This window comes from Lichenihabitans sp. Uapishka_5, assembly GCF_033947565.1.
Taxonomy (GTDB): Bacteria; Pseudomonadota; Alphaproteobacteria; order Rhizobiales; family Beijerinckiaceae; genus Lichenihabitans.
The window spans coordinates 113,222-132,705 of the sequence record NZ_JARPVX010000006.1 but is presented as its reverse complement, the minus strand read 5'-3'; the positions used below and the strand labels follow the sequence as shown (position 1 = coordinate 132,705).

Below are 19,484 nucleotides of genomic sequence, written 5' to 3'. Positions count from 1 at the left end.
CGCCAGCGCCACCTTGGAGCCGACGCCCTGCACGCCCTGCAGCAGACGGAACCAGTCGCGCTCGCCGGGCGAGCCGAAGCCGAACAACCGGATCGCGTCCTCGCGCATCTGGGTCTCGACCGCGAGCGACACGGCGCCGCCGGGCCCGGGCAGCTGCGCCAGCGTGCGGGGCGAGCAGGACACCACATAGCCGACGCCACCCACGTCGATGATGGCGAAGTCCGGCCCCTGGCTGTCGACGATGCCGGTCAGCTTGCCGATCATGCGGGGCGCGCCTTGCTGCCCGCCACCGCCCGCGCAACCGCGGCCGCCAGGCGCGGCGGCCGACGGTGGTGGGCGTGCGTGATGGCGACCGCCAGCGCATCGGCGGCATCAGGGCTTGTGACGTGGCTTTTCGGCAGCAGCACCTTCAGCATGGCGTTGATCTGGTGCTTTTCGGCGTGGCCGGTGCCCACAATGGTCTTCTTGACCAGGTTGGCCGCATATTCGGCCACCACCAGACCCGCCAAGGCCGGCACCACCAGCGCGATGCCGCGCGCCTGGCCGAGCTTCAGCGTGCCCTGCGGGTCGCGGTTGACGAAGGTTTCCTCGACGGCCGCTTCATCGGGCCAATGCGCCTCGATGACTTGGGCAAGCATCACGTGCAGGGTGCGCAGCCGCTCGCTCAACGCTTGTTCGCCATCGGTATCGATGGTGCCGCAGGCCACGAAGGACAGCCGCGTGCCGTCCGCCTCAACGATGCCCCAGCCCATATGGCGCAGGCCGGGGTCGATGCCGAGGATGCGGATGGCTGTCATCGCAGGCCACGAGCCTGACGTATGAGGGACCACAACCGCGATGAACCCTCCTCGTTCCGGGGCGGCGAAGCCGAACCCGGAACCGGCGTGCTTCGGCTTTCATCGCAGAAGCTCCCCGGTTCCGCATCTTCGCTCCGCTTCGTCCGGAATGAGGAAATCATCGGGGGGTGACCTTCGTCACGCGTCCAGCTTGGCCAGCAGCGCGTCCGACACCTCGAAATTGGCGTAGACCTTCTGCACGTCGTCGTTGTCTTCGAGCGAGCCGACGAGGCGCAGGATCTTCTCGCCCGCTTCGTCGTCCACCGCGATCGTGTTCTGCGGCCGCCAAACGAGCGCGGCACGGCGCGGCTCGCCGAACTTTTCCTCGAGCACCTTGGCGACGTCCTTCATGGTCTCGACCGCAGTGACGATCTCGTGGCCGTCCTCGCCGGTCGACACGTCGTCGGCGCCCGCCTCGAGGGCGGCTTCCATCATGGCGTCCTCGGATGCGGCCTTGAGGTCGTATTCGACGAGGCCGACGCGGTCGAACATGAAGGACACGGCGCCGGTCTCGGCGAGGGCGCCGCCCGACTTGGTGAAATACGACCGCACCTCGCCGGCCGTGCGATTTCGGTTGTCGGTCAGCGCCTCGACGATCACCGCGACCCCACCCGGCGCATAGCCCTCGTAGCGCACCTCGTCGTAGTTCTCGCCTTCGCCGCCCGAGGCTTTCTTGATGGCGCGCTCGATGTTGTCCTTCGGCATGTTCTCGGCCCGGGCTGCCAGCACGGCGGCACGCAGGCGCGGGTTCATGCCGGGGTCCGGCAGCCCCATCTTGGCCGCTACCGTGATCTCGCGGGCGAGCTTCGAAAACACCTTCGAGCGAACAGCGTCCTGCTTGCCCTTCTTGTGCATGATGTTCTTGAACTGACTGTGGCCAGCCATGGTGTCCTCGGCGCCCGGGGGTGGGGATCTTTACGCGCATGTAAGCGAAAGGTGGTCACAAGGGAAGCCGCGCCCCGCTGCGGTCGACGCCGCTGCGCCCTTGCGCCGAAGGATAACGATGGTTCCGCGATCCTTGTCCTGGCGGTCCGACGCTGTCCGGGCCGTGGCACCGCACTGGCGCCTGGGCGGCCGCGCCATGGCGGGCGTGGCGCTCGCAATTCTGGCGGCGCTCGGCATCGGCCTGCGGGTCGCTGCCGCATGGGGACCGCTCGGACTCGACGAGATGTGGTCGTTGACGCTCGCGCGCGGCCTGCCTTCCATCGGCGACGCCTTTTGGGGCCTGCCGCACGACAACAATCATGCGTTCAACACCGCCATCATGGTGGCGCTCGGCCCGGACCGGCCCGCCTGGGTCTACAGGGTGCCGGCGATCGCGCTCGGCGTCATCGCGATGCCGGTGCTGGCCCGCAGTCTCGCGGGGGCCGGCGCCGCCGCAGCCCTGACGGGGGCGCTGTTGATGGCCGTGGGTTTGCCGTTCGTGGATTTCGGCTCGGAAGCGCGCGGCTATGCGGGCTTGGTGCTGGCAACCGTGATCGCGGTCGACCGCTGGCGCTGCGCTATGGCGGCGCCGGACCCGACCCGGATGCCGGGTCGCTGGGGTCTCGCGGCTGCGGCGGGCCTCGGTGCCTTCAGCCATCTCACCATGGTGATGACGGTGGCGGTGCTGGGGGTCGCAACCCTGTTGCTCGTGGGCGACCGCGCGCGGCGCTTCGGGCCGGTCCTCGGTGTGAGCGTCCGCCTGTTCGCCCCGACAGCGCTGGCGCTGGTGCCGGCCGCGCTTGCGCTTGCTGTGGCGATCCGGCGGGGCAGCGGCCTGCGGATCGGCGACATCGACCCCTTCACCCCGGCCAAGCTGTTCGGCGGCCTCGGCGACATGGTGGCGCTGACCCTCGGGCTGCCGGCTTCGCCTGCGACGCCGCTGCTGCTCGTCGTGCTGCTAGCCTGCCTGGCAGCCGCGGCACGGCGTGGCCTCGTGAGCTCCGAGACGCTAGCCTTAGGCGCCGCAAGCTTCGTGGCGCTGCCTGTCGCGCTTTGGGCCGCCCACGTGCCGAATGTCGGATATCCGCGCTATTTCGCGATTTGCGCCGTGGTGCTGGTTTTTACCCTCGGCGAGGTGGCGGGCCGGCTTTGGCGACGCGGCGATGATGGCCGACGCTGGATGCTGGCGACGGTGGCCCTCGTGGCGACCGCGAATCTGCTGGCCGACGGGCAGGCGATCCGGGCCGGACGCTCCGCCGGTCCGGAAACCCTGGCCATCATGCGGGCGGAAGGGCCGGTGCGCTACGCCACCAATCGCCGGGCGATGGCCACCCTGCTGCTCGGCGCCGCCAGCGCGGAGCCGGCCGACCCGGCTTCGAGCCCTTGCGCCCTACCCTCGCCCTGGTACGTCGCGGTGGGCGATCTCGACATGCGATCCGATGGCAGCGTGACGCTCGGTGCGGGCGCCTGCGCATCGCTCTACCGGGTGCGGAAGGCCTTTGCGTCGAACCCGATGTCCGGCACTCAATGGACGCTTTACCGGCTGGTGTCCGAACCGAGCCGGGCCAACACGGTTTCACCCGGGCGCGGCACCTGAAAGGCCGCATCCGGCACCCCGCGGTCGCGTCGGGCGGCCGCGAGGGCCAGCACGGGCGCCTCGATCCCCTCGTCGGTCAGCTGAAAGGTGCCCCAATGGGCCGCGAGGCTCAACCCGGCGCCAAGTTCCACATGCGCCTGCACGGCGTCGGCCGGGTCCATGTGCTGGGTGCGCATGAACCAGCGCGGCTCATAGGCCCCGATCGGCAGGATGGCGGCATCGGGCGTCCCGAGGCGGTCGCGGATCTGTGTGAACCCAGGGAAATAGCCGGTGTCGCCCGCAAAATACAGGCGGCCACCGGCGGCCTCGACCCAATGGCCACCCCACAACATGCGGCGGCGGTCGAGGGCCCAACGGCTCGACCAATGTTGGGCCGGCACATAGGTGATGGCGAGATCCGGCCGCAGCTCCCTTCGCTCCCACCAGTCGAGCTCGATCACGGGACCGATGCCGCGCCGTTCCAGGTAGCGTCCGTTACCGAGCCCGGTGACGATCGTCGGGCTGTCCCGCTCGGCCAGGGCCCGCAGGCTGGCCAGATCCATGTGGTCGTAATGATTATGGCTGAGCAGGATGACGTCGACCGGCGGCACCTCCGCGAGCGACAGACCGGGCCGGCGCACGCGCTTCGGCCCCACGAAACTGAAAGGGCTGACCCGTTCGGAAAAGACCGGATCGGTAAGCAGCCGGACGCCGGGCAGCTGGATCAGATAGGTCGAATGGCCGATGAACGTGAAGGCGGCCTCGTTGGCCGCCACGGTCTCGGGCGGCGGCGGGCTTGGTGGATCGGTCACCTCGGCCGGCCAGGCGACGCGCGCGCGGCTCCGCTGCCAGCGGAGCAGGTCGGCGACACCCTTGTCGGTATCGACACCCGGGTTGAAGAAGCGGCGACCGTCGTAATGGTCTGAAACGGGGTAGGCAGGCCTTGTCATGCGCCCCCTATAGCATCGCCTCGGCCGCTTTTGCGCTTCGCGCGGCCCGAAACCTGCCGCAGCGCCGAAGCGTTGGCGTATCGTCCTCAAACTCAGGCGCGATCCATGCCAATCCCAGACTCGATCGCGGCCCTGCTGGCCCTCCCGCTCGCCCTCGCGGCCGCGATCCCTGCCGCCGCGGCGCCGGACAGCCTGGCGGCGCATCGGTGGACGCATCGCGTCGTCCTCGTGCTGACGCCCGACGCCGCCGATACGCGCCTGGCCGAGCAGCGCGCCATCCTGAACCACATGGGCGCTGCGGCCCGTCACCGCGACCTGACGCTCGTGGCCGTCACGGGCGACACGGCCGAAGCGGGCGCGCTGCGGCGTCGTTTCGGGCTCGGCTCCGGCTTCCAGGCGGTGCTGGTCGGCAAGGACGGCGGCGCCAAGCTCACCGCCGCCGAACCGTTGCGGCCCGAGGCCCTGTTGCCGCTGATCGACGCGATGCCGATGCGCCAGGACGAGATGCGCCGGCGCCCTTGAGGGCGTCGCCCGAGGCTCAGAATCCTTCCAGCACGATCTTGCCCCGGGCCGTGCCGGATTCGAGCGTCGCATGGGCGCGCCGGAGGTTGGCGGCCGAGATGAGCCCATAATGCTCGCCGAGCGTGGTGCGCAGGTCGCCGGCCTCGACGAGGCGTGCCACCGCGTTCAACAGGATACCCTGTTCCGCCATGTCGGAAGTCGCAAACATCGACCGGGTGAACATGAACTCCCAGTGCACCGACGCGCTCTTGCGCTTGAACGGATTGATGTCGAGCACCGCCGGGTCGTCGATCACCGCGAAACGGCCCTGCGGGGCGATCAACGCCGCGAGGGCACCGAGGTGTCGGTCCGTCGCCGTGGTGGAGAACACGAAGCCGGGAGCCCCGAGGCCGAGCGCCGCCACCGCCGCATCAAGCGGCTGCGCATGGTCGACCACGTGGTGCGCCCCGAGCCCGAGAGCCCAGTCGCGTGTTTCGGGCCGCGACGCAGTGGCCACCACGGTGAGGTCGGTCAGCCGGCGCGCCAGCTGGATGGCGATCGAGCCGACGCCGCCGGCGCCGCCGACGATCAGCAGCAGGCCCGCCTGCCCGGGCACGGGCTTACGGACGTCGAGCCTGTCGAACAGCGCTTCCCAGGCCGTGATGGCGGTCAGCGGCAGTGCGGCCGCTTCCGCAAACGACAAGGAGGCCGGCTTGCGGCCGACGATACGCTCGTCGACGAGGTGGAACTCGGCATTGGTACCGGGCCGCTCCAAGGCGCCAGCGTAGAACACCGCATCGCCGGGCTTGAAGCCGGTCACCTCGGGCCCGACCGCCTCCACCACCCCAGCCGCGTCCCAGCCCAGCACTTTCCACTGGCCCGGTTCGGGCGCGGCCCGCATCCGCACCTTGGTGTCGACCGGGTTGACCGACACGGCCTTCACCGCAACCAGCAGGTCGTGGCCGCCGGGCTGCGGCTTCGGGAGGTCGATATCGACGAGCGAAGCATCGGCAGCGATAGGGCCGGGCGTTTGATATCCGATGGCGCGCATGGAAGTGTCCTGACAGGTCGTTGAGGGATGCGAGATGCGCCTTCCGGGCCGCCTCCGCAAGAACGCCTCAGCCGAGCCCCGCCGGCCGGGACGCGAAGCCGCTCGGGAACGCGTTGCGGGGGCATCTTGTGCCCGTTACTGTCGCGCCATGTTCGAGGCCGTCTTCCAATCCTTTACCGAAACCGCCGATCCGAGCCAGGGTGCCGCACGAACGGCGGCGCTGCGGGAGGCCTTGCGGCAGCACGGCCTCGACGGTTTCGTGGTGCCGCGCTCGGACCAGCACCAGAACGAATACGTGCCGAAGGGTGACGAACGCCTGGCCTGGCTGACCGGCTTCACCGGATCGGCCGGCACAGCGGTCGTGCTGGCCGGGGAGGCCGCGATCTTCGTCGACGGGCGCTACACCGTTCAGGTGCGCGAGCAGGTTGACATGGCCGTTTTCACGCCGGAGTCGCTCATTGACACGCCGCCCGAGCGGTGGATGGAGACCCACCTCAAGGCGGGCCAACGCATCGGCTACGACCCTTGGCTGCACACGGCCGGGCAGGTCGAGCGGCTGGCGCGCGGCGTGGCGGCAGCCGGGGCGGAGCTCATTGCGGTCGACGACAACCCGGTCGACGCGATCTGGCCCGACCGACCCGCCGCACCGATCGGCACTGTAGTGCTGCACCGCAAGCGCTATGCCGGGCAGAAGGCCGACGGCAAGCTCAGTGCCGTCCGCAAGGCCCTGAAGGGGTGCCATGGCCTCGTGGTCAGCGACCCGCATGCGGTGGCGTGGTTGTTCAACATTCGCGGCTCGGACGTGCCCCACACGCCATTGCCGCTCGGCTTCGCGATCGTGCCCCGCGAAGGGCGGCCGACGCTCTATCTCGACGCGCGCAAGCTGTCGAACCAGGTCCGGGCGAAGCTCGAGGACGTCGCCACGGTGGCGGAACCCGACGCACTGGCTTCCGACATCGCCGCCTTCGGGCGCAACGGCGCGACATTGCGCTTCGATGCGGCGACGGCGCCCGCCAAGCTGGTGACGGCGCTGGAAGCCGCCGGCGGCAAGCCGGACGTCGGCACCGATCCCATCGCCCTGCTGAAGGCCGCCAAGAACGCGACCGAACGCGACGGATCCCGCGCGGCCCACCTGCGCGACGCGGTGGCGATGGTGCGGTTCCTGCACTGGTTCGACAAGGCCGCGCCGGCCGGCAAGGTGACGGAGATTTCGGCCGTCGAGGCGCTCGAGTCGTTCCGGCGCGAAACCCTTGCGCTCAAGGACGTGTCGTTCCCGACCATCGCGGGCTTCGGGCGCCATGCCGCCCTGCCGCATTACCGGGTCAGCACCGACTCGAACCTCGCGGTCGGCAAGGGCATATTCCTGATCGACAGCGGCGCCCAATACGAGGACGGCACCACCGACATCACCCGCACCGTGGTGGTGGGCAAGCCGACGGCCGAAATGCGGGACCGCTTCACCCGCGTGCTGAAAGGCCATATCGCGCTGGCCCGCGCCGTGTTCCCGGTGGGTGTGTCGGGCGCCCAACTCGACACGCTGGCGCGGCAGTTCTTGTGGTCGGCCGGGCTCGACTTTGATCATGGCACCGGCCACGGCATCGGCTCCTACCTGTCGGTGCACGAGGGGCCACAGCGCATCGCCAAAAGCGGCACCACGCCGCTTGTCGAAGGCATGATCCTGTCGAACGAGCCGGGCTACTACAAGGCCGGCCATTGGGGCATCCGGCTCGAGAATCTGCTGATCGTCGAAAAGCGCGAGATCAAGGGCGCCGAGCGGCCGATGCTGGGATTCGAGACGGTGTCGCTGGCGCCGATCGACCTCGCCCTGGTGGATCCCAAGCTGATGAGCCCGGACGAGGTCGCCTGGCTCGACGGCTACCATGCCGTCGTACGTCGGGCGGTGTCGCCGCTCGTCGAGCCGATCGTGCGACGCTGGCTCGCGCAGGCGACCCGGCGGCTCGGCACGGCCGACGGCGAGGTGGCGACAGACGGTCTCTAGCCCGCCTGGAACGGGGGGTGCCGGAAGCGGCGCGGCTTGAGGCGGCTCAGCCAGCCGCCGCGTGTGTCCCGCTCGGCCACCACGCTGTGGAACAGATCGCGATAGTGGTTCGTCGCGGTGTCGGCATCGAAGTCCTGGGCGCGGGCGATGCGCCGTTCCGGCGCTGAAGGTTTTCGCAATGCCGCCGCCAGGGCGGCCGTCAGCGCCGCCGGGTCGTTGCAGGGCACCAAGGCGCCGTGCAGCCCGTCGGCCAGGATTTCGCGCGGGCCATGGCAGTCCGTCGCCACCACGTCGAGCCCCCGCGCCATGGCCTCGACCAGGACGAGCCCGAACGGCTCGCTCGACGAGGGCAGCACGAAGCAGCGGGCGCGGTCGAAGTGCCGCCAGGGCTCCGGCACGTAACCCGGCATCTCGACACGGCCCTCGAGGCCGAGCCGGACCACCGCCTCGGCCAGCAAGGCCCGCTGCGGCCCGTCGCCAAGCAGGATCAGCCGGGCGTCGGGCCGCGGCAGCGCCGCAAAGGCTTCGAGCAGGCCGGTGAAATTCTTGTAGGATACGAAACGCCCCGCCGCCAGGATCACGGGTGGCCGCGCTTCGAGCGCCGCCACTGTCGTGGCGCCCCCGGGCGTCACCTGCACGGGATTGTAGATGCGCGCCATGCGACTGGCCGAGGCGTGCCACCGCTGCCTGAGATAAGTGCCGAGGCCGTCCGACACCACGACGGTGCGGGCCGTGATGCGCGTCAGCACCGCGGCCGCGCGAAAGCCGATCTGGCTGAGGCGCTGCGGCTCGGTTTCCGCATAGCCGTGATAGGTCAGGATGGTGCGGTCGAGCCTGCCGCAGAGCGCCGCCGCGAGCGCCAGCTTCACATTGGCAGCCGCCAAGGCCGAGATGGCGATGTCGGGCCGTTCCGCCCGCAACAGGCCGCGCAATCGCCAGACCGATTGCAGATGGTTGCCGCCCAGCACCACGACCCGCACGGCGGCATCGACAAAGGACACGTTCTGGGCGGCGTCGTAATCGACGGCGAGGATCACCTCGTGGCCGCCGGCGGCGAAGCGCGAGGCCATGACGCTCCACACGCGTTCGGCGCCGCCGCCCGCGAGCGCGTGGATGTAGAACAGGATCTTGAGCCGCCGAACCATGCCGCGTCGCCCTTTGCGGAATGAGAATGGACGCCCTTCGGCGCACTGTCCCGCAGGAAAGCACACCGGGTCCAAAGGCGGGATGAAGGACCGGAATGGTTTGCCGGGACGGTTAATGCGCTTGCCTCGAAGCCGGCACGGAGGCGCGATCCGCGACGTTTTGGCGGTCGGAACGCCAAAGGGTCGCGGGGATATCGGGAGCGTGCCGACTAGACGCGGGTCGCAGGACTCCGCAGAATGGCTCCCATGATAGCGGGCATGCCCTATTCCGGCGAGCGAAGCAGGCGTTCCGACGTCCGTACGCTCCAAACCGTGGTCGACCGTCGACTCGCGGCGCTTTTGCCTGAGGCTCACGTGGCGGGCGACCTCGGCGCCGCCCTTCGCTACAGCTTGTTGGCCCCGGCGAAGCGCATCCGGCCTCTGCTGACCATCCTGGCCGCCTGGGAGCGGCATCCCAATGATCTGGCGGCGCTCGATGCCGGTTGTGCCCTCGAGATGGTGCATACGGCGTCGCTGATCCTTGACGACATGCCGGCCATGGACGACACGCCGGAGCGACGCGGCCAGGCCGCCACCCATGTGCGGTATGGCGAGGATGTCGCCATGCTGAGCGCCATCGCGCTGATGAACCAGGCCTATGCCACCGTGGCCGGCATGGACTGCATCGACGCCGAGGCGCGCTGCGCCCTGGTGGGCATCCTGGCCCGGGCCATTGGGCTGCGGGGCTTGGCGGGCGGCCAGTATGCCGACCTGCGGCCGAACGAGCGGCATGGCGCCAGCGGCATCACCGAGACCACCCACTTGAAGACCGGCGTCCTGTTCGTGGCGGCAGTCGAGATGGCGGCCGTCGTCCATGGCATCGACCGGGACGGCAGCGAGCGGCTGCGGCGCTGCGCCACCGAGCTCGGCCAAGCCTTCCAGATCCTCGACGACCTGATCGACAGCCGCAGTTTCCTCGCGTCCGGCCGGCAGGAGGACGACGGCAAATCGACCCTGCTGTCGCTGCTGGGGCAGGACGCCACCCACCGACAGCTGCAGTCCCACATGGATGGCGCCCTGCGCGACCTGCAGCCGGACGGCGCGCTGGCGGGGTTCGTGCGATCCATCTTCGCCAGCGTGGCACGGCTGCCCGAGGCCGTCTGATGGGCATTCTCGGCAATAGCCTGGTGACGGCTGCGAGCTTCTTCGCCATGGAGGCCGTGGCCTGGGCCGGCCATAAATACATCATGCACGGCCTCGGCTGGAGCCTGCACCGCTCGCATCACGAAGACCATGACGGGTGGTTCGAGATCAACGACCTTTACGGGGCCGGGTTCGGACTGCTGGCGGTTGCGACTTTCGTGTGGTTCGCGCCGCTCTGGCCGCCGCTCTACTGGATCGCGGTCGGCGTGACGCTCTACGGCGTCGCTTATTTCGTGGTGCATGACGGCCTCGTGCATCAGCGCTGGCCCTTCCACCACAAGCCGCGCCACCCTTACCTGAAGCGCCTCGTGCAGGCCCACAAGCTGCACCACGCCGTCGAGGGCCGCACCGAATGCGTCAGCTTCGGTTTCCTTTATGCGCCTCCGGTGCGCCGGCTGAAGCAGCATCTCGTTCGGCTTCACGCGGCGGGTCGCCGCTTGCGCCCGGAGCCCGGCGAATGAGCGCGACGCTTGCCCAAAAGCGCAGCGGCACCGCCGCCCAAAGCCTGACGGGCCTCGGCCTCGCGGCTTTGATCATCGCGGCTTGGCTGGTCGGGCATATCTACGGCGTCTTCCTGCACCGCTGGGACACGGTCGGCAGCGTTGCGACGCCCTTTCTGATGCTGCTGCAATGCTGGCTCAGCGTCGGCCTGTTCATCGTGGCCCATGACGGAATGCACGGATCCTTGGCGCCCTACCATCCGCGCCTCAACCGCGCGGTCGGCCGGCTCTGCCTCGTGCTTTATGCGGGCTTTTCTTACGATCGGCTGGTCGGCGCGCATTTCGACCATCACCGGCATCCCGGCACGGCGCTCGATCCTGACTTCTATGCCGATGACCCGGAACACCTGTGGTCCTGGTACACGGTGTTCTTCCGGCGCTATTTCGGCTGGCGGCCGTTCCTCACCATCGCCGTGGTGGTGGCAGTCTATAAGGGGGTGTTCGGGGCCGGCATGGCCAACATCCTGCTGCTTTGGGCCGTGCCGGCCGTGATCTCGTCGCTGCAATTGTTCTATTTCGGCACCTTCCTGCCGCACAGGCACGAGGACGACGACTTTGCGGACCAGCACAACGCCCGCAGCAACAATTATCCGTGGCTGGTGTCGCTGCTGACCTGCTTCCACTTCGGCTATCACCACGAGCATCACCTGGCGCCGCAACTTCCCTGGTGGCGCCTGCCGAGCGCCCGGCAGCCTTAGGTCAGGCGATCGCGTCGGCGCAGGCCCGACACCCATCTCCGGCATGGCCGGCCTCGAGCGGCATGGAACACCGCGCACAGAGCGGCTGCGCTTGCGCGACGAGCCCATGGCCAAGCGCCACCCGTTCGTCGAACACGAAGCAGCCGCCACGCCATAAAGATTCGGGTTCGGCAACCTGCTCCAGATAGGCCAGGATGCCGCCGTCGAGCTGATAAACGGTGTCAAACCCCCGCTCCAGCAGCAGCGCGCTCGCCTTCTCGCAGCGGATGCCGCCGGTGCAGAACATCGCCACCGTCTTGTCGCGTGAGGGATCGAGGCGGGTGGCGACGAAATGCGGGAAATCGGTGAAGCTGGTCGTAGCGGGGTCGAGTGCCCCCTCAAAACTGCCGATCGCATGCTCGAAGCCGTTGCGCACATCGATCACCGGAATGGTCGGATCACGCAGGATGGCATTCCAGTCGGCAGGGGCCACGGGTGTGCCGGTGCGCTTGGCCGGATCGAGCCCCGGGACGCCGAGCGTCACGATCTCGCGCTTCAGGCGCACCTTCAGGCGGCGGAACGGCAGCGTCGAATGGGTCGACATCCGTGGCCGAAAGGCAGCCACGCGGCCGAGGCTGGCGAGCCCCGCCGCAAGCTGCTCCGGATCTCCCGCCAGGGTGCCGTTCAGCCCCTCGGGCGCCAGTAGCAACGTGCCGACGACGTTCAAGGCCGAGAGCTCGGCCCGCAGGCGATCCCGCAACGCAGGGAGGCCGGCTAAGGGCGTGAAGCAATAGAAGGCGGCGACGGCGACGGACATGATGCCGGCCGGGCTAGCACCCGCGCGGGGCAGCCGACAAGCCCCGCGAGGATTGAGCCTGGCGTGCTTCGCCTTGGCTTGCGGCGAGCTCCGCGCGCGACGGCGCCCGGCCGTCAGCCTTGCAACGCAGCCGCCAAAGACGCCAGGTCGGGCGGCAGAACCGAGTGGAACAGCATGGCGTCGCCCGTTATCGGATGCTCGAAGCCGAGCGTGGTGGCATGCAGGGCCTGGCGCGACAGTGCTGCCGCGATCGCGCGGGCAGGCCCCTCCAGGCGATCGGCCTTGGTGCGAAAGCCGGTGCCATAGGTGGCGTCGCCGATCACCGGATGGCCGATCGACGTGAGATGGACGCGGATCTGATGGGTGCGGCCCGTTTCGAGCCGGCAGCGCAGCAGGGCCGCCTGACCGAAGGTCGCCTCCCGGCTCCAATGGGTGACGGCATGACGGCCCCGATGGGCCGGCACAATGGCGACCTTCAACCGGTTATGCACGTCGCGGCCGAGCGCGGCCTCGACGCTGCCCGAAGGGCGGTCCGGCACGCCCCAGACAAAGGCATGGTAGTCGCGCACCAGCGACCCCGAGCGCCCATGATCCGCGAAGATGGCGGCCAAACCCGCATGGGCCGCATCGGTCTTGGCCACCACCAGCAGCCCCGAGGTGTCGCGATCCAGCCGATGCACGATGCCGGGCCGGCGCACGCCGCCGATGCCCGACAGGCTGTCGCCGCAATGGGCGATCAGCGCATTCACCAACGTGCCGTCGGCATGACCGGCCGAAGGATGCACCACGAGCCCGGCCGGCTTGTCGATGACGATCAGGTGGTCGTCCTCGAAGACGACATTGAGCTGGATGTCCTGACCGATGGGCTCGGCCGGCTCGGGGGGCGGCACCGCGATCGTCACCAGCGACCCGGCTGGCAGCTTGGCCCGCGCATCGGTGATGGGGGTTTCGCCGAGTCGGACGTGCCCCTCGGCGATCAGGCGCTGCAGACGGGTGCGCGACAGCGGCAGGCCTGCCGCCTCGGCGGCTTCGGCCAGCACCCTGTCGAGCCGCCCCCCGGCCTGCTCGGAACCGACCTCGACATGGAAAAGGCCGGTGGAACCACCGGCCTCATCGAGCAACGCGGGCTGCGCGTCGCGTAAAGTCTGCATGCCCTGCCCCGTCAGTGCAGGCTGACGGTCTGGAGCTGGTGCTCCCAGGCATTGGCCACGGCCGCGTCCTTCGAATCCGTCAGCATGATCGGCACGCCATTGGCGCCGAGCAACAGAAACAGGTCGAGACCGGGCTGGATGTCGGACACCTGCGGGAACAACCGCGTGACGTCGTCCGACCGGATGGCTTTGACGTAGGCGATGGCACCCTGCCCCAGATGGGCGAAGTCGTCCTGCGACAGGGGCGACTGGCTGATGACTTGGGTCATGATCAACTCCTCGATGTCGCGGTCCTCAAAGGCCCCGCGCCCCGGTACGCACACGGCAGTCTCGCACCGGATATCCTTACTGTTCGTCACCAGACGTGGTTGCCTGCGGCCATGAAATCAAGGTCGGGGCTTCGCGCGCGTCGGGCTGCCGCAGCGTCGGCGCACCCGAGCGATGCCATTGTGAGCCGCCTTCGGACCTTGGTTCGAACGTAAGCGCCTATTAACCAAGGGCCGATCAGAGTGGCGCTTGCCACAGACCCTGCCGCCTCGACGAGTCGGCCGTCAACGGCGACGGACCTTGATGACCAGCACCACCCTGCACCCTTCCGGCCCGCGCGGGCTCCGGCCCAAGTGCCTTGTAGCGGCTCTGGCGATCTTGCTGGCCAGCGGCGGGGTGGCGGAGGCCCAGCAGGTCGGCACGGCGTCCGGCCTGCCGGTGCCACGCTACGTCAGCTTGAAGTCGGACCACGTGAACCTGCGCGAAGGACCGTCCAAGGAACATCGCACCCTTTGGATCTACCAGCGTGCCGGTCTGCCGGTGGAGATCACCGCCGAATTCGAAACCTGGCGCAAGATCCGGGATTCCGAAGGCACGGAAGGCTGGGTGCTGCATTCGCTGTTGTCGGGGCGGCGGACCGCCCTGGTGGCGCCGTGGAAGAAGGACACCTTTCTGCAACTCCGCAGGTCGGCGTCGGACGGTGCCGCGGTTGCGGCCAACCTGCAGCCCAGCGTGCTGACCAATGTCAAGCGTTGCGACGATGGCTGGTGCCATATCTTCGGCGACAATTACGACGGCTACATCCAGGAAACGAACCTTTGGGGCGTCTACCCGGACGAGAAGGTCGACTGACCCAAACGAAAAATGCGCGCCCCTCGCGGAGCGCGCATCCTGTCGATCCAACCGATGATGAACCTTAGACGGCCTTGCGACGCAGCCGGATCACCACATCGACCCGGGCCACTTCCATGCCGACCGGCGCCACCGGCAGATCGCCGACCGGGATCTCGGTGCCGGGAATGTCCACCAGCCGATTCTCGTCCTCGTACAGGAAGTGATGGTGGTTGGTGACGTTGGTGTCGAAATAGGTCTTCGACCCATCCACCGCAATTTCGCGTAGCAGGCCCACCTCGGTGAACTGATGCAGCGTGTTGTAGACGGTGGCGAGCGAGATCGGCACCCGCGCGCCCGTGGCCTCTTCATAAAGCTTTTCGGCCGTCACGTGGCGGTCGCCGCGGGCGAACAACAGCCAGCCGAGCGCCACGCGCTGCCGCGTCGGGCGCAGGCCCGCGCCGCGCAGCTTGTGACGGAGGTCGTGGACCGGGCAGCCGTAGAGCGGGTCGCGTCGCGACAAAGGCGCGGCATCGTCACGATCGGCGTGAGCAGGGTCCATCGTGATCGGGGCAGCCATAGCAGCAACAACATTTCAGATGGAGAGCAATATGGCCTTTGCTATAACCCGAAAGACGACCCAAGGGCAATGCTGCGGCTTCAGCCCGCCTGGGCCGCCAGCATCTCCTTGACGGTGCCGCTCGCCTTGGCGAAGTCGATACGCCCGGCGTATTGGCCCTTCAGGGTGGCGATCACCTTGCCCATGTCCTTCGGACCGGCCGCGCCGGAATCCGTGATGGCGGCCGCAATGGCGGCGCGAACCTCGTCGGGGGACATCGCGACGGGCAGGAACTCCGCGATGATGGCGATCTCCTCGCGCTCGCCGGTGGCGAGGTCGTCGCGCCCGGCACCATCGTAAATGGCGATCGAGTCCTGCCGCTGCTTCACCATCTTCTGCAACAGGGCCAGGATCTCGTCGTCCGACACGTCGCGTCCCGTGCCGCGCGCCTCGATGTCGCGATCCTTCAGGGCCGCCTGGATCAGTCGGACGGTGGCGACACGACGCTTGTCGCCCGCCTTCATGGCCGTCTTCAGCATGGCAGTCAGTTGATCGCGCATATCCAGCACTCCGGCACGCCAACGAGACGGCGGTTGACCCGCGGTCGGGCCACGCCTACATCCCGAGCTTGCATTCTTTCGATGAACCCTGTGAGTGGCGGGCGCTTTGGCCGGCCGCTCGCGAAGCCACGGGTGTACTGTGCCGACCGATCCTGTTCAAGACGGAGCCGCCGCAGGTGGCTGGGACGAGCGAGAGCCGACCGCCCTGCTGGTGCTGGCCGATGGGACGATCCTCGAGGGAACGGGCTTCGGCGCCACCGGCCATGCCGTCGGCGAGGTGTGCTTCAACACCGCCATGACGGGATACGAGGAGATCCTCACCGATCCGTCCTACGCCGGACAGATCATCACCTTCACGTTCCCCCATATCGGCAACGTCGGCACCAACGACGAGGATGTGGAAACCGTCGACATGGGCGCCGCGGCCGGCATCCGTGGGGTGGTGCTGCACGCCCCGATCACGTCGCCCGCCAACTACCGTTCGAAAACCCATCTCGACGCCTGGCTGCAGGCGCGCGGCATTATCGGGCTCGGCGGCGTCGACACGCGCGCCCTGACGGCGCTGATCCGCGACAAGGGCATGCCGAACGCCATCATCGCCCATGCGCCCGACGGCGTCTTCGACCGCGCCGCGCTGCTGGCCGAGGCGCGCGCCTGGTCGGGCATGGATGGACTCGACCTCGTGCCCGGCGTCAGCACCGCGGAACGGTTCGGCTGGGACGAAACCACCTGGGACCTCGCCACCGGCTATGGCCGACAGGCGGCGCCGAAACACCACGTCGTGGCACTCGACTTCGGCGTGAAGCGCAACATCCTGCGCCTGCTGGCCGATGCGGGGTGCAAGGTCACAGTGGTGCCGGCCACCACCACGGCCGAGGCGATCCTGGCGCTCAAGCCCGACGGCGTCTTCCTGTCCAACGGCCCTGGCGATCCGGCGGCCGTCGGCCGTTATGCGGTGCCGGTGATCCAGGACATCATCAAGGCCAAGGTGCCGACCTTCGGCATCTGCCTGGGCCACCAGATGCTGGCGCTGGCAGTTGGCGCCAAGACAACCAAGATGCACCAGGGCCACCACGGCGCCAACCACCCCGTGAAGGACCAGGACACAGGCAAGGTGGAGATCGTGTCGATGAACCACGGCTTCGCGGTCGACACCGCGACCCTGCCGGCCAATGTGCGGGAAACCCACGTGTCGCTGTTCGACGGCTCGAACTGCGGCTTGGCGCTGACGGATGCGCCGGTGTTCTCGGTGCAGCACCACCCTGAGGCCTCGCCGGGCCCCAAGGACAGCCATTACCTGTTCCGGCAGTTCGTCGGATTGATGGATAAGGCCTGAACCTCAAGGACGGACGGGACGCTTCTCGCCCGTTACTGTACGGGGAACACCGAGGCCGCCCCGGCGACCGCCACCGCGACGTCGGCCCCAGCGGCATAATCCCGGTCGGCGGGCCAGTTCGCCTTCACGGTGAGCGGGTCGGAGCCAGTCGGGAGGCTGAGCTCGACCGTGGCCCGCGGGCCCAAAAAGATCTGGTCCAGCACCGTGGCCGACACGCCCTGCCCCGGTGGGGCCGGCACGATCTGCTCGGGCCGCAGCACCACCACGACGCGGCCATCCGAGAGTGTCTCGCGGACCATCGCAGGCAGGCGGCCGAGCGGCGTCTCGACACCCGTGCCGATCAAAGTCCCCGGCAGGCGCAGCACGGCGCCCGTGAGGCTCGCGGCCACGAGGCTCGCGGGCTCGCGATACACGGCGCGGGGCGTGCCGACCTGGACGATGCGCCCTGCATCCATCACGGCCACCTGATCGGCGAGGCCGAACGCTTCATCGCGATCGTGCGTCACCAGGATCGCGGTGGCGTCGCGGGCCTTGAGGATGCGCCGCACGTCCCGGCAAAGCTCCTGCCTCAGAACAGCATCGAGCGCGTTGAAGGGCTCGTCGAGCAGCAGCAGGCTCGGCTCCACCGCGAGGGCCCGCGCCAGGGCGACGCGCTGTTGCTGGCCGCCCGACAGCGTATGCGGCGGGCGTCCCGCTTGGCCCGTAAGCCCCACGAGGTCGAGCATCGCTTCGACCGCAACGGCCCGCCGACCGCGCGGCAGGCCGAAGCCGACATTGCGCCCGACCGAAAGGTGAGGAAACAGCGCGCCATCCTGCGGCACCAGCCCGATGCCGCGCCGCTGCGCCGGCACCAGGCCGGCGGGACCTGACATCATCACGCCATCGAGCGTCACCGTGCCGGCATCCGGCTGCTCGAAACCGGCGACCAGGCGCAGCAGCGTGGTCTTGCCACATCCGGAGGCGCCCAGCAGCGCCAGCACGGTGCCGCGATCGACCATGAGGTCGAGGCCGTGCAGGACGGGCGCCGCGCCGAAGCGTTTCGACAGGCCGCGCAGGGCCAGAAAGGCGCTCACGCGGCGCCGGCGCGATCGAGCCGTCGCGCGAACCCATAGGCCGGCAGGCCGGACACGAGCACCAGCAACAGCGCATAGGGGGCTGCGGCGCCATATTCCATCTGCGACGTGTGCGACCAGACCTCCATGGCGAGCGTGTCGGTGCCGGTCGGCACGAGGATCAGGGTCGCGGTCAATTCCTTCAACAGCGACAGGAAGGTGAGGACCAGCGCCGCGCCGAGGCCCGGCGCCAGGCCCGGCAGGGTGATGCGATAGAAGACGTGCCATGGTGGACGGCCGGTCGCGAGGCCCGCTTCCTCGAGGCCACGTGGCGCCTGTTCGAAGGCGGCACGGATCGCTCCCTGGGCCAGCGGCAGCGCCAACATCGCATAGGCCACCACGATCACCGTGACCCCCTGATACAAACCAGGCGCCAGCGCGAGCGTGGCGGCCACCAGAGCCAGCGCCACCACGAGGCCCGGGACGGCGTGGATGATGTAGGGGAGGCGCTCAAGCCAGCGAGCCGCCGCCCCCTGGCGCAGGGCCGCGAGGACCAGCAGCAGGCCGATCGCCGTGGTGGCGAGGCTGCCGAGCCCGGCCAATTGCAGCGAGCCGCTGAGCGCGCCGGCGATACGTGCCAGCGGCAAGCCGGACGATCGCCCGACCACGACCCAGGAGGCCACGGTGACGAGAGGAACCGCGACCGACAGGCCCACAACAGAAGCCAGGACGAGCAACACCGGCCACCGCCAGGGGCCGAGTTGCAGGCGCGACGCAGCGCGGCGCACACCCGAGCCGAGCCGCGCGTAACGCCGCCGCCCGCGGGCCCGCATCTCGGCCGCCACGAATATCGTGCAGAGAACAAGCAGCACGCCCGACAGGACACCGGTGGCAGCCCCGTCGAACTCGAGTTCGGAGGCGCTGTAGATGGCGGTCGTAAAGGTCGAAACGCGCAACAAAGCCAGCGGGCCGAACTCCACCAGCATGTGCAGGGACACTAGCAGCCCGGAGGCCGCGGCGGCCGGCAGAACCTGGGGCAGCACCACCGTCCAGGCACGCCGCCATGGCCCCTGCCCGAGCAAGCAGGCCACATCGTCGAGCGCCCCGTCGAGCCCGCGCAGCGCCGCCGCAACCGGCAGGTAGACGAGCGGGAACTCGGCCAGCGCAATGATCGGGATGGCGCCCGCGAGACCCTCGACCCGGGGGGTCAGGGACAGCCAGGCAAAGCCGCTGACATAGGCCGGAATGGCGAGCGGCATGGCGAGGGCCAGGCCCCACCAGCGGCGGCCGGGCACGTCCGTGCGCTCGACCAGCCAGGCCAGAACGACGCCGAGAAGGAGGCTCAGTCCCGTGACGCCACCGACGAGCGCAAAGGTGCCGAGCAGAAGCTGGCCGACATAAGGCCGGACCAGCAGCGCGAACGCCTGCCCGGGGGCGGCCTTGCCGGCTTGCGCCACCACATAGGCGATCGGCAGCACGGTCACGGCCGCCACCACCCCGACCGGCAGCAGTGTCCAGGGCGCGTGGCCCCATGCGCCCCGCATTCGTCGCGGTGTCGGTGCCGTCGAGG

The 19,484-nt window shown here is 69.1% G+C and carries 21 protein-coding genes; 8 read left to right on the top strand and 13 right to left on the bottom strand.

The annotated features are described in order from the left end of the window. The 3 genes from ruvA to P7D22_RS04625 all read right to left on the bottom strand — a co-directional run. On the bottom strand, nt 1–264 hold a 264-nt coding region (ruvA, locus tag P7D22_RS04635; protein ID WP_319933045.1), incomplete at its 3' end, for a Holliday junction branch migration protein RuvA. Next, a complete protein-coding gene (ruvC, locus tag P7D22_RS04630; RefSeq protein ID WP_319933044.1) occupies nt 261–797 on the bottom strand; it encodes a crossover junction endodeoxyribonuclease RuvC in 537 nt (178 codons plus the stop codon). The genes ruvC and ruvA, both read right to left, overlap by 4 nt. Before the next feature lie 177 nt (nt 798–974). Next, a complete protein-coding gene (locus P7D22_RS04625) occupies nt 975–1,721 on the bottom strand; it encodes a YebC/PmpR family DNA-binding transcriptional regulator (RefSeq protein WP_319933043.1) in 747 nt (248 codons plus the stop codon). A gap of 118 nt (nt 1,722–1,839) precedes the next feature. Between P7D22_RS04625 and P7D22_RS04620 the strand changes: the two genes are divergently transcribed. Then, entirely contained in the window at nt 1,840–3,357 is a 1,518-nt protein-coding gene (locus tag P7D22_RS04620) for a hypothetical protein (protein WP_319933042.1), read from the top strand. On the opposite strand, the gene P7D22_RS04615 is transcribed toward P7D22_RS04620, so the two are convergent. Next, nucleotides 3,297–4,286, bottom strand: a complete 990-nt coding sequence (locus P7D22_RS04615) for an MBL fold metallo-hydrolase (RefSeq protein WP_319933041.1) — start codon at nt 4,284–4,286, stop codon at nt 3,297–3,299. The two genes, P7D22_RS04620 and P7D22_RS04615, sit on opposite strands and share 61 nt — an antisense overlap. Nucleotides 4,287–4,391: 105 nt before the next feature. Between P7D22_RS04615 and P7D22_RS04610 the strand changes: the two genes are divergently transcribed. Further along, nucleotides 4,392–4,808 carry a DUF4174 domain-containing protein gene (locus P7D22_RS04610; protein WP_319933040.1) on the top strand — a complete coding sequence of 139 codons (417 nt, stop codon included), beginning with the start codon at nt 4,392–4,394 and terminating at the stop codon, nt 4,806–4,808. A gap of 16 nt (nt 4,809–4,824) precedes the next feature. Here the strand turns inward: P7D22_RS04610 and P7D22_RS04605 are convergent, their stop codons facing one another. Next, nucleotides 4,825–5,838, bottom strand: coding sequence for a zinc-binding alcohol dehydrogenase family protein (locus tag P7D22_RS04605; RefSeq protein WP_319933039.1), 1,014 nt, complete (start codon nt 5,836–5,838; stop codon nt 4,825–4,827). A gap of 148 nt (nt 5,839–5,986) precedes the next feature. Between P7D22_RS04605 and P7D22_RS04600 the strand changes: the two genes are divergently transcribed. Further along, nucleotides 5,987–7,837, top strand: coding sequence for an aminopeptidase P family protein (locus tag P7D22_RS04600; RefSeq protein ID WP_319933038.1), 1,851 nt, complete (start codon nt 5,987–5,989; stop codon nt 7,835–7,837). Here P7D22_RS04600 and P7D22_RS04595 read toward each other — a convergent pair. Then, nucleotides 7,834–8,982 carry a glycosyltransferase gene (locus tag P7D22_RS04595; protein WP_319933037.1) on the bottom strand — a complete coding sequence of 383 codons (1,149 nt, stop codon included), beginning with the start codon at nt 8,980–8,982 and terminating at the stop codon, nt 7,834–7,836. The genes P7D22_RS04600 and P7D22_RS04595 overlap by 4 nt on opposite strands. 312 nt (nt 8,983–9,294) lie before the next feature. Here P7D22_RS04595 and P7D22_RS04590 point away from each other — a divergent pair, with 312 nt between their 5' ends. The 3 genes from P7D22_RS04590 to P7D22_RS04580 are packed head-to-tail and all read left to right on the top strand — an operon-like array spanning nt 9,295 to nt 11,362. Further along, a complete protein-coding gene (locus P7D22_RS04590) occupies nt 9,295–10,125 on the top strand; it encodes a polyprenyl synthetase family protein (protein ID WP_319933036.1) in 831 nt (276 codons plus the stop codon). Then, nucleotides 10,125–10,625: a sterol desaturase family protein gene (locus tag P7D22_RS04585; RefSeq protein WP_319933035.1), complete on the top strand. Its 501-nt coding sequence runs from the start codon at nt 10,125–10,127 to the stop codon at nt 10,623–10,625. Before P7D22_RS04590 ends, P7D22_RS04585 begins: the two co-directional genes overlap by 1 nt. After that, the gene (locus P7D22_RS04580) at nt 10,622–11,362 is read left to right on the top strand and encodes a fatty acid desaturase (RefSeq protein WP_319933034.1); all 741 of its coding nucleotides are present in this window, start codon (nt 10,622–10,624) and stop codon (nt 11,360–11,362) included. Before P7D22_RS04585 ends, P7D22_RS04580 begins: the two co-directional genes overlap by 4 nt. A gap of 1 nt (nt 11,363) precedes the next feature. Here P7D22_RS04580 and trhO read toward each other — a convergent pair whose 3' ends face one another. The 3 genes from trhO to P7D22_RS04565 form a co-directional block, all read right to left on the bottom strand. Further along, nucleotides 11,364–12,158 (bottom strand): oxygen-dependent tRNA uridine(34) hydroxylase TrhO, encoded by a 795-nt coding sequence (gene trhO, locus P7D22_RS04575; protein WP_319933033.1) that lies wholly within the window; start codon nt 12,156–12,158, stop codon nt 11,364–11,366. A gap of 113 nt (nt 12,159–12,271) precedes the next feature. Further along, nucleotides 12,272–13,309 carry an RluA family pseudouridine synthase gene (locus P7D22_RS04570; RefSeq protein ID WP_319933032.1) on the bottom strand — a complete coding sequence of 346 codons (1,038 nt, stop codon included), beginning with the start codon at nt 13,307–13,309 and terminating at the stop codon, nt 12,272–12,274. An 11-nt stretch (nt 13,310–13,320) separates the two neighbouring features. Next, on the bottom strand, nt 13,321–13,578 hold the full coding sequence (locus P7D22_RS04565) for a DUF1150 domain-containing protein (RefSeq protein ID WP_319933031.1): 258 nt from the start codon (nt 13,576–13,578) through the stop codon (nt 13,321–13,323). Nucleotides 13,579–13,879: 301 nt separating this feature from the next. Here P7D22_RS04565 and P7D22_RS04560 point away from each other — a divergent pair, with 301 nt between their 5' ends. Beyond that, on the top strand, nt 13,880–14,428 hold the full coding sequence (locus P7D22_RS04560; RefSeq protein ID WP_319933030.1) for an SH3 domain-containing protein: 549 nt from the start codon (nt 13,880–13,882) through the stop codon (nt 14,426–14,428). A 64-nt stretch (nt 14,429–14,492) separates the two neighbouring features. On the opposite strand, the gene irrA is transcribed toward P7D22_RS04560, so the two are convergent. Beyond that, on the bottom strand, nt 14,493–14,969 hold the full coding sequence (irrA, locus tag P7D22_RS04555; RefSeq protein WP_442916026.1) for an iron response transcriptional regulator IrrA: 477 nt from the start codon (nt 14,967–14,969) through the stop codon (nt 14,493–14,495). 98 nt (nt 14,970–15,067) lie between these two features. Continuing rightward, nucleotides 15,068–15,526, bottom strand: a complete 459-nt coding sequence (locus tag P7D22_RS04550) for a GatB/YqeY domain-containing protein (RefSeq protein WP_319933028.1) — start codon at nt 15,524–15,526, stop codon at nt 15,068–15,070. A 139-nt stretch (nt 15,527–15,665) separates the two neighbouring features. Between P7D22_RS04550 and carA the strand changes: the two genes are divergently transcribed. Further along, nucleotides 15,666–16,862: a glutamine-hydrolyzing carbamoyl-phosphate synthase small subunit gene (gene carA, locus P7D22_RS04545; protein ID WP_319933027.1), complete on the top strand. Its 1,197-nt coding sequence runs from the start codon at nt 15,666–15,668 to the stop codon at nt 16,860–16,862. Nucleotides 16,863–16,894: 32 nt separating this feature from the next. Here the strand turns inward: carA and P7D22_RS04540 are convergent, their stop codons facing one another. Both P7D22_RS04540 and P7D22_RS04535 read right to left on the bottom strand, forming a co-directional pair. Next, complete coding sequence (locus P7D22_RS04540; protein WP_319933026.1) at nt 16,895–17,935, bottom strand: ABC transporter ATP-binding protein; 1,041 nt, start codon at nt 17,933–17,935, stop codon at nt 16,895–16,897. After that, on the bottom strand, nt 17,932–19,458 hold the full coding sequence (locus P7D22_RS04535) for an ABC transporter permease (protein WP_319933025.1): 1,527 nt from the start codon (nt 19,456–19,458) through the stop codon (nt 17,932–17,934). Before P7D22_RS04535 ends, P7D22_RS04540 begins: the two co-directional genes overlap by 4 nt. Nucleotides 19,459–19,484: the final 26 nt, after the last annotated feature.